Source organism: Hymenobacter sp. CRA2, from assembly GCF_002007105.1.
Lineage (GTDB): Bacteria > Bacteroidota > Bacteroidia > Cytophagales > Hymenobacteraceae > Solirubrum.
In genome coordinates, this window is the sequence record NZ_MVBC01000020.1 from 82249 (window position 1) to 90252 (window position 8004).

The following is an 8004-nucleotide window of genomic DNA, read 5'->3' on the forward strand; positions in this document are numbered from 1 at the left end:
AACTGCCCGTCGGTTACGGTTTGAGTCCGGCCGTTCGTGCTGCACACGGCGCTGGAAAACTTGCCGCTAACACCCGACTAAAGAGCTGCGCGAATTGCGGGCTTGCGTGCGAATTGCTTTTACTTACTGTCCAAAGCTTCTATCCAGATAGGCTTTGCAGGGAGTTAAAAGTCGGCGCAACGCAGCACGTGGCAGCTAGAACAGCACGAGCCAACGGAAACAGGCCATGAGTCACTCATGGCCTGTTTCCGTTGGCTCGTAGGATTATTGGGCTACCAGCGTCAACTGACGACACTTCGATTGGCTAGGAGGCGCTGTTGTTACCACGTCGCCGGCAGCAGCTTACGGCTCAGGCGCGCATCAAGGTGCGTGAGGGCCTGGAAGCTCAGGCGCACCGGCAGCCAGCGCCACGATACGGGCAACGGCTGCAGCTGCGGATGCGCCAGCAGATTCAGGACTTGGCGGGCAGCGGGACCGTCGCCGCGGCGCAGGGCACGATAGGTGCCGGCCAGAATAAACTGGTGGTAGAACTGCGTTTCGGCCCGGCGCAGGCGCGGCTCGGGCAATAGCTGGGCCGTGCGGGCCTTGCCAAACATGCGCCCGAGCAGCTCCAGGTTGCGCGCATCGAACATGCCCGTGGTCAGGGCGCCGTCGTGCACGGTATAGGCCGCCGTGCAGGCCGGGACGCGGTACAGGCCGTAGCGGGCCGTCACGCGCATCCACAGGTCGGTGTCGTCGGTGTCGTGCTGGGCCGGGTCGGGGCCGCCCACGGCCTCGTAAGCCTCGCGCGTGACGACCATGCCCGGCAGGCGGATCAGCGAAGAGTTGGTCAGGATCTGCTCCACGGCGGCTTCGGGCTCCAGGTATCCGGCGTGGTCTACCGTCTGGGTGCGCAGCACGCGGCCCTCGGCATCTACCACCTGCACCCCGAAGAGTACCGCCTGGTACCGCCCTGATAAGGCGCGCAGTTGCTGCATTATACCAGCCAGACCGCCGGGCAGCAGAAAGTCGTCGTCGTGGAGCATGAGCACGTAGCGGCCCCGGGCGCGCTGCAGGCAAGCGGCCCAGTTGGAAGCCGCCGTGCCGCCGGGCGCGTTGCGGTAGTAGCGCCACAGGTGCGAGGCCTGCCCGGCCAGCGTCCGGCGGGCTGCCACCTCGCAGTGGTCGTTGGCGGTAGAGTTGTCGGAGACTACCAGCTCGACATCAGGGGGCAGCGGGCCTATGGAGCGCAGCGCCCGCGTCAGTAGCTCGGGCCGGTGGTAGCAGGGCACGCAGATGCTGAGTAGCGGCGTCAGCACGGTGCTGGCTTCGGGCGGCACGGCGGCCCAGCCCAGGGCGGCCCGGGCCTGCACTTGCCGACGCGAGGCCAGCACGGCGCGCCGGTGTCGCCACACGTAGCTGTAGGCCGGCAGCGAAGCGCGCTCCAGCAGCAAAATGTACAGGAACACCGCTAGCTGCCGCGGCAGCACCCCCAGCCAGAAGCGGAAACCCTCCCCGCCGCGCGTCGGACCGTTCTTTAGCAGCAGCATGAGCTGGTTTTTCACCGCGTCGGTCTTGATGGCGCCGGCCAGGCGGCGGCGCAGGGCCAGGTCGCCGGGGCGGAACACGCGCGGGTGCAGCGCCCGGCAGGCAGGCTCCAGGTAGGTGCGCCAGCCATACAGGTGGCCGCGCCAGGCCACGTCCCAGTCTTCCTTGTGGGCGAAAAACCGCTCGTCAAAAAACTGCCCGTCCACTCGCAAATCGTCGATGAAGCGTCGACGCAGCAGAGGCAGGGCCCCGTCGGCACCGGCCACGTAGCCGGCTTGCACATCGGCCTGGCTCAGGCGCTGCCCGTGCAGGCGCAGGCCGTAGCGCCCGTCGGGGCGGGCCTCCATGCCGGCCGAGTCGATGATGGGGTCGGCCTCCTGGCTTTGGGTGAGCACCCCGCACACTACGCCGATGCGCGGGTCGCGCTGCATGGCCTGCAAGGCGCGGGCCAGGTAATCGGGCGCCATGTCCACGTCGGGGTTGACGAGCAGGACGTAGTCGGTGGTCGGGGCGCGGTCGAGCACGTAGTTGTGGCCGCCGCAGAAGCCGGTGTTCTGGTTGAGGCGGTGCAGCTGCACGCGCGCGTCGCGGTCGGCTACGCGCTGCACCCGCGCGCAGGTATCATCGCGGGAGGCGTTGTCGACCACCCACACGCTGAAGTCGGATACGGTTTGGGCCAAAATCGAGGCCAGGCAGGCTTCGATGCTATCGGCGCTGTTCCAGGTGACGATGGAGAGCAGGATCATGCGCGGCGAGAAGTAGAGTGGAACAAGAAAACAGGGTAGGAGCTAGCGTGCCGGCGCGGACGTTACGGGTGCCGCGGGCACTTCGCGTGGCCCGGGCTCGGCGGCCACGGCGGCCGTGCGCAGCATTTCTTCCAGCAAGGCCGTAAAGGCCGGCAGTGGCACGGTGAGGTGCTGCGCTTGGGCTTGGCGGCGGTCATTCACGCGCGGCGTGGCGGGGCATACCAGGTAGCGGTGCTGGATGCTCAGGCGGGCTGAGAATTCCAGGTAATCAGCTACCACGAAGTCTTCGGGCAGCAGCTCCAGCAGCTGGGTGCCGGTGCGGCAGAAGGCTGTGTTGCACAGGCCGGCGCCCACGGGGCTTATCACCACGCGGGCGCCGGCAAACAGGGCCCGCTTCTCGGCAAACGACAGCTCGCTGAGGGCATAGCTTTGGAAGCCGTGCTGGGCCAGCAGGGCTTCCACGTCGGCCTCGTTGGTTACGTGCCGGCCCGGGGCGTCGCGGCGGCTCACGTACACCAGCGGGCTGAAGCGGCCAAGCAGGGCCGGGTCGGGAGGGTAGTTGCGGCGCAAAAACTCGCAGGCCCAGGCGGGCGTGTGCGTGCCCAGGCCGCGCACCGGCGTGGTGGCCACCAGTCGCCGGGCCTGGATGTGCCGATGCTCCTTTACATCCAGGAGCCGCTCCGGCCCGATGCCCAGGCCGGCCATGGTTTCGCGCACGAAGCTCAGCTGCTTGTCGTAGACGAGGAAGTAGTCGATTTGGTGTAGCAGCCCGGCCTGCTGCACCAGGTACAGCCGCGGCAACGAGTCCACCAGCCAGTGGTAGTAGTTGCCGGTGCCGGCGCCGCCGCCCGAGAGCAATGTGCACACGGTGCCATCGATGCGCAGCGGCTCCTCAAACCAGCGCTGGTAGAAGATGTTGTTTTCGCGCGGGGGCAGCGTGGTCCAGTGCCGGCTGGTGTACTGAAACGACACGTCGCCCATCAGTCGGTTGTCGGCGCTGATGACGGCCACGCTGTCGAGGTTGTCGGCGTACACGCGGCCGTCGGACAGCTCCACCACAAAGGCCTCGGGCATCAGCTCCTGGAAGTTAGGCTTGCCGTGCAGGCCGCCGTACACCGATGCCTGGTCGTAAAAATCGGGCGGGATGCTTACTTCGGAGAGGTAAGCCGGCACCACCAGGAAGTAGTGCACATCGGCGCGCTCGTGCGCCAGCTGCTTGCTCGACGCGTGCACCCCCACGGGGCGGTAGCGCAGGCGCTGGGGTACGTACTGGCGCAGCAGCCGGGCCAGCCGGCCGCGCACTTTGCCGGCCAGCTGCCGGGCGCGCTTGGGCGCCTGGGCGACAGATCCGAGTAGGGAAGTAGTCATAAGCAAAACGGGATAAACCAACCATCAACAGAGCTTGGCGCCGGCCTGCTTAGCAGCGCCGAACCATCAGCCCGCGGCCTGCCCCAGTCTGCTGGGCGCCAGCCGACAAGCCGCGGCCCGTGGATAGGAACAGGTGAGCGGAAGAGCACCCAATCGGGGGCTACAGCAGAAGGCGGAATGGGGCAAAGCAGGCCGCGGCGGGCGGAGAAATAGGGTCATAGCTCGGGGAAAAAGGGTGAGGACTAGCGCGGCAACAGGGTAATAGCTCAATCAAACGGCGACCTGCGCCAGCGCTTGTTCCAGGGCCTGGCGTAGGGCCGGCTGGTCGGCGGTGAGGTCAGCATTGCGGCCTTCGGCAGCGGTGCGGGCGGCCGTGGGTGTGTCGCACACCAGCGGGTAGTGCGGCATGCGCAGGCGCGTGGTCAGGTCGAGGTAATCGGCCACCACCATGCTGCGCGGTAGTAGCTCGATGAGGGCGGTGCCGGGCTGGCTGAACAGCAGATTGGCCAAGCCCGCGCCCACCGGCCCCGCCACCACCCGGGCGCCGCCGAACAGCGCCACTTTCTGGCGCAGGTTCAGCTCGCTCAGGGCGTAGCTGCGGAAGCCGTATTCGGCCAGGAGCCGCTCCACCGCTGCCTCGTTCTGCACCCGCCGAAACGCGGCGTCGCGGCGGCTCACGTACACGTAGGGGCTGGCAGGTTCTTCCGTGCCCGAGGGCAGGTGTTGGAAGGCCCGGCGCAGGTACGGCCCCACCCAGTCGGGGGCGTGCAGGCCGCCGTTGCGCACGTGCGAGGTCACGATAAGGCGGCGTGCCCGCAGGTGCGGGTTGTCCTGCACGTCGATGATGCGCTCCTCCGGAATGCCTAACTCGCGCAGCATCTCCACGGCGAAGCGGTGCTGGCGGTTGTAAATCAGGAAGTAGTCGACTTCGGCGAGCAGGCCGGCTTGCTCCACCAGGTGCAGGCGGGGCAGGGAGTCGAGCAGCCAGTGGTAATAGTTGCCGATGGCTGCGCCGCCCCCCGCCAGCAGGCTACACACCGTGCCCTCCACCACCCGCGGCGCGCGGAAATAGCGCTGCCGGAAAATGGCGTTGGCGGCAGGCGGGGCCGGGGCGAAAGTGTGCGGGTCGAACTGCAGCGAGGCGTCGCCTACCAACTGGCCGTCGGCCGTGAGCACGGCCAGCGCGTGCACGTCCTCCACGCTGATACGGCCGTCGGGCAGCTGCAGCACGAAGGCCGCGCCTACCTGCTCCGTGGCGCTGACGGGCTCGTAGTAGCTTGGGGCGTACGTGCGGTACAGCTCGGGCACGGCCAGCTCGGAAGTGTAGGCGGGATACACGCCCGTGTAAGCCACCCCGCTGCCGGGCTGGCTGGCCAATACCAGGCTGCTCGCCTGCAGGCCCGTGGGCCGAAACTGCCCGTTGTGGGGCACCCATTGGCGCATCAGGCGGGCTACACCCCGCCGTACGCGGGCTACATCAAGCTCCATACGCAGGTTTCATCAAAGGCGAAAAACAGGCTGGTCAGGGCAGGGGCTGCCGCGCTGATGGCCGCGGCAGCCGGCAGCAGGGCGCGCTGCAGCAGCTGGTGCAGCGCCTCCACGTTCACGGTCAGGTCCTGGCGCTGAGCCGCCTTGCGCGACGACACCTCCGCCCCCTCGGCCGCCGACACCATGAACTGGTGCGGCAGGCCCAGCCGGTAGCACAGCTCGGGGTACTCCACCACCGTGAAGTTTTTCGGGAACAGCTCGATAACGGGCGTGCCGGCCGGGGCAAACACCAGATTGGCCAGGCCTGCCCCCGTGGGCGCCACCACGATTTTGGCGCCGGCAAACAGGGCCACCTGCTCGGCAAAGGAATATTCCGCCAGCCGGTGCGAGGCAAAGCCGTAGGGGCGCAGTAGCTCTTCCACGGCCGTTTCGTTGAGCACGCGTCGGCCCGGCGCGTCGCCGCGGCTCAGGTACACAAAGGGCGAGAATTCCCTCTGGCCCGCTTCCGGCTTGATACGGCGGCGCAGAAAGTCGCAGGCCCAGGTGGGCGTGTGCGTGCCGTTGCCGCGCACCGCGGAGGTAGCCAGCAGCCGGTCGGCTACCAGGTGGCGGTGGCTTTGCACGTCGATGACGCGCTCGGCGCCGATGCCCAGGGCCGCCAGCGAATCCATCACCACGCGCTGGCGGCGGTCGTACACCAGGAAGTAGTCGACGTCATCGAGCAGGCCGGCCTGCTCTACCAGGTGCAGGCGGGGCAGGGAGTCGAGCAGCCAGTGGTAGTAGTTGCCGGTAGCCGCGCCCCCGCCCGAGAGCAGCGTGCACACGGTGCCCGGCACCCGTACCGGCGCCAGGAAGTAGCGCTGCTGGAAAATGTTGTTGGCTTCCGGGGGCGTGCTGTTCCACTCGGCGCTGCTGTACTGAAACGACGCGTCGCCCACCAGCCGGTTGTCCGCGCTGATGACGGCCACGCTGTTCAGGTTGTCGGCGTACACGCGGCCCTGGCGTAGCTCCACCACGAACGCCGCCGGTACGGCTTCGGTGCGGTTGGGCACGCCGTGCAGGCCCCCGTACGCCGATACCTGCTTGTAGAAGGCCGCCGGCAGCTCCAGCTCCGAGGTGGTGGCCGGCTCGATTTCGTAGTAGGCGGCCCCGCTACCGGGGCGGGCCGCCAGCACGCGGCTGCTGGCGTGCACGCCCACCGGGCGGTATTGCTGGTTGTGAGGCAGCCACTCACGGAGCAGGCGACTGCCGCGGCGCTGGGCACGGGCAAAAAAGGCGGAAACAGGTGGCATGACTGGAGGGAAGTAAGAAGATGGTGAGCAGCGGCAAGTGCTGTCCTGCAAGGCGAAGCGCCGGCTGTGGGCGCGTATGGCATCCTAAAGCGTGGAGCGGGAAATACCGCTACGCCGGCAGCAGCGGCGATACGCGCCGCTGCGCGGCAGGCTGCCACTCAGCGGCCGCCGCCACCCGCGTTGCACCCCCTCGCGCAGGCCGATGCGGTGCTGCCAGCCCAGGGCGTGCAGCCGGCTTACGTCCAGAAGCTTGCGCGGCGTGCCGTCGGGCTTGCTCGTGTCGAAGATGATGCGTCCGTGGTAGCCCGTGGCCTCGGCCACCAGGTCGGCCAGGGCCCGAATGGTCACGTCCTGGCCAGTGCCCACGTTCACCGGCTCGCGGCCATTGTAGTGCTGCATCAGGTGCAGGCAGGCGTCGGCCAGGTCATCCACGTGCAGAAACTCGCGCCGGGGCGTGCCCGTGCCCCACACCGTCACGCTGGGCAGGGCCAGAGCGGCCGCTTCGCCAAACCGGCGCAGCAGCGCGGCCATGGCGTGCGAGGAAGCTGGGTCGTAGTTGTCGTTAGGGCCGTAGAGGTTGGTGGGCATGGCCGTGATGAAGTTGCAGCCGTGCTGGTCGCGGTAGGCTTCGCACAGCTTCAGCCCCGCAATCTTGGCCACGGCGTAGGGCTCGTTGGTAGGCTCCAAGGGCCCGCTGAGCAGGTACTCCTCCCGGATGGGTTGTGGCGCCAGCTTCGGATAAATGCACGATGAGCCGAGGTACAACAGCTTCTGCACCCCGTGCCGGAAGCTCTGCTCCAGCACGTTGGCCTCGATCAAGAGGTTGTTGTAAAGAAAGTCGGCGCGGTAGGTGTTGTTGGCCTCAATGCCGCCTACCTGGGCCGCGGCCAGCAGCACGTAGTCGGGCTTTTCGCGGGCGAAGAAGTCGGCCACGGCGGCCTGGTTGCGCAGGTCCAGCTCCTGCGAGGTGCGCACCACCAGCCGGGCATAGCCTGCCTGCGTCAGGTGGCGCATCAGGGCCGAGCCCACCATGCCTCGGTGGCCGGCCACGTAGATTTTGGCGTTTTTGTTCATGGGGGTGGAGGAGAAGGGGGTAAAGCCGAGGGGGCGCGCAGCCAGGCCTTGCTGCGCGGCGGCTTATTCGTAGTGATTGAGCACGCGGTGGCCCGCGTCGCGCAGGGCGGCGTCGCGACGGAACAGGGTCAGGTCGGCCTGCACCATGTCTTCTACCAGGGCCGGCAGGTCGTAGTGGGGGCGCCAGCACAGCTTGCGTTGCGCCTTGCTCGCGTCGCCTACCAGCAGGTCCACTTCCGTGGGGCGGTAGTACACCGGGTCCACGGCCACCACTTCCTTGCCCAGCGGCAATTGGTATTCCGGGTTGTGGCAGGCCACCACGTGCCCCGTCTCGTCAGCCCCCTCGCCGAAGAACGTCAACTCCACGCCCAGCTCGCCAAAGGCCATCCTGACGAAGTCGCGCACGGTGGTGGTCACGCCGGTGGCGATGACGAAGTCCTCGGGCGTGTCCTGCTGCAGGATGCGCCACATGGCCTCCACGTAGTCCTTGGCGTGGCCCCAGTCGCGCT

6 protein-coding genes are annotated in these 8004 nt (G+C 67.8%); all 6 read right to left on the reverse strand.

What is annotated here, in order from left to right; all coding sequences use genetic code 11:
- Window positions 1–320: 320 nt before the first annotated feature.
- The gene (locus B0919_RS22675; protein WP_078014590.1) at window positions 321–2273 is read right to left on the reverse strand and encodes a glycosyltransferase family 2 protein; all 1953 of its coding nucleotides are present in this window, start codon (window positions 2271–2273) and stop codon (window positions 321–323) included.
- Window positions 2274–2315: 42 nt separating this feature from the next.
- Window positions 2316–3641 carry a glycosyltransferase family 61 protein gene (locus B0919_RS22680; RefSeq protein ID WP_078014591.1) on the reverse strand — a complete coding sequence of 442 codons (1326 nt, stop codon included), beginning with the start codon at window positions 3639–3641 and terminating at the stop codon, window positions 2316–2318.
- Window positions 3642–3911: 270 nt separating this feature from the next.
- A complete protein-coding gene (locus tag B0919_RS22685; RefSeq protein ID WP_078014592.1) occupies window positions 3912–5129 on the reverse strand; it encodes a glycosyltransferase family 61 protein in 1218 nt (405 codons plus the stop codon).
- The gene (locus B0919_RS22690; protein ID WP_078014593.1) at window positions 5114–6421 is read right to left on the reverse strand and encodes a glycosyltransferase family 61 protein; all 1308 of its coding nucleotides are present in this window, start codon (window positions 6419–6421) and stop codon (window positions 5114–5116) included. Before B0919_RS22690 ends, B0919_RS22685 begins: the two co-directional genes overlap by 16 nt.
- 84 nt (window positions 6422–6505) lie before the next feature.
- On the reverse strand, window positions 6506–7495 hold the full coding sequence (locus B0919_RS22695; RefSeq protein ID WP_078014594.1) for a GDP-L-fucose synthase family protein: 990 nt from the start codon (window positions 7493–7495) through the stop codon (window positions 6506–6508).
- A 63-nt stretch (window positions 7496–7558) separates the two neighbouring features.
- The coding region (locus B0919_RS22700) for a GDP-mannose 4,6-dehydratase (RefSeq protein ID WP_139362333.1) at window positions 7559–8004 on the reverse strand (446 nt) is incomplete at its 5' end.

Excerpts from the sequence above, each read along its gene's own strand:
- B0919_RS22685 (WP_078014592.1), bottom strand. The coding sequence starts at position 5,129 with ATGGAGCTTGATGTAGCCCGCGTACGGCGGGGTGTAGCCCGCCTGATG.
- B0919_RS22680 (WP_078014591.1), bottom strand. The coding sequence starts at position 3,641 with ATGACTACTTCCCTACTCGGATCTGTCGCCCAGGCGCCCAAGCGCGCC.
- B0919_RS22695 (WP_078014594.1), bottom strand. The coding sequence starts at position 7,495 with ATGAACAAAAACGCCAAAATCTACGTGGCCGGCCACCGAGGCATGGTG.
- B0919_RS22690 (WP_078014593.1), bottom strand. The coding sequence starts at position 6,421 with ATGCCACCTGTTTCCGCCTTTTTTGCCCGTGCCCAGCGCCGCGGCAGT.
- B0919_RS22675 (WP_078014590.1), bottom strand. The coding sequence starts at position 2,273 with ATGATCCTGCTCTCCATCGTCACCTGGAACAGCGCCGATAGCATCGAA.